Origin of the sequence: Microbispora corallina (assembly GCF_016863035.1) — a bacterium.
Classification (GTDB): domain Bacteria; phylum Actinomycetota; class Actinomycetes; order Streptosporangiales; family Streptosporangiaceae; genus Microbispora; species Microbispora corallina.
On the sequence record NZ_BOOC01000092.1, the window covers coordinates 1 to 1,217 of the forward strand.

2 pseudogenes are annotated in these 1,217 nt (G+C 70.0%); one reads left to right on the forward strand and one right to left on the reverse strand.

From position 1 onward, the window contains the following. Positions 1-257 (forward strand): annotated as a pseudogene (locus Mco01_RS38660) (trypsin-like serine peptidase); the annotation flags it as partial. Between the two features lie 600 nt (positions 258-857). On the opposite strand, the pseudogene Mco01_RS38665 reads toward Mco01_RS38660, so the two are convergent. Continuing rightward, positions 858-1,217: pseudogene (locus Mco01_RS38665) on the reverse strand (trypsin-like serine peptidase); the annotation flags it as partial.

Sequence of the window (1,217 nt, forward strand, 5' to 3'; positions counted from 1 at the left end):
CCCAGGCTCCGGCCATCAAGGGTGAGGAGCTCGTCGGCGTCAAGTCCTCCTTCACCGGTGAGGGCTCGATCGGGTCGTCCTGGCTGCTGAAGTACAACAACAGCCGCCGCCTGGGCTACCTGAACGGTGTCACCATCGGCGTCTCCGACACCGACAAGAACAACCGCATCGACACCAGTGTCTCCCCGTACTTCGACGGCGAGACCTACGGCGTCTACAAGTCGGCCGCCTCCGTGTGGTCCGGCAAGATCGTCTGATCTGGACGTCGGTAAGTAAGCACGAGGAAGGGCCCGGCCGGTCGGCCGGGCCCTTTCGCGTTTCCGGAACACGCCCGTGCGGCCCCACGAGGGCCTCTCGGCGGAGACGGCGACGACGAGGCACCGGGGCGGGGCTTACGGGCCCCGGCGCCTCGTCGCCTGCCCGCGCCCTGCTCCCCTGGGGAGGAGGTGCCGCCTCCCGAGCCTTGGGGACGGCCACGCGCCACTCCCCTGCGCCCCGGACGTGCCCGCCGCGCCGGTCTCCTGCGCCCCGGACATACCGCGTGCCGGGCTCCTGTGGCCGGGACGTGCCACGTCGCACGCGTCTACCCGCAGGCCCTGGGACACCGCACCGGGGACGTGGGCCTCGCTCCCACGTCCCCGGTGCGGTGCCCGCACCCTCACCCTCAGGCGCCTCGTAGGCCCGTCTGGGCCAGGGACGGCTCCTGGGCTCCCGGTCCGGTTCGCGCGGCGGGACGCCCGGCTCTGAGGCGGTGCCCGGAAAAGCGGAAAGGGCCCGGCGCCGGCTGCCGAGCCCTTCCCTGGCGGTGTTCACCGCCGTTTACTGCTGTTCACTGCTGTCGACCCTGTGGGCGACGATCAGACGATCTTGCCGGACCACACGGCGGCGGCCGACTTGTAGACGCCGTAGGTCTCGCCGTCGAAGTACGGGGAGACGCTGGTGTCGATGCGGTTGTTCTTGTCGGTGTCGGAGACGCCGATGGTCACACCGTTCAGGTAGCCGAGACGACGCGAGGTCTTGTACTGCGCCAGCCACGACGACCCGATCGAGCCCTCGCCGGTGAAGGACGACTTGACGCCCACGAGCTCGTCACCCTTGATGGAGGGCGCGGTCGCCGCGAAGGTCTTGCCGTAGCTCCACTTGAGGGTCTGGCCGGTGAAGGTGTGGCTGCCGTCCGGGTGCGACCCGCTCGGGTAACCGAACACGAACACCGAGGA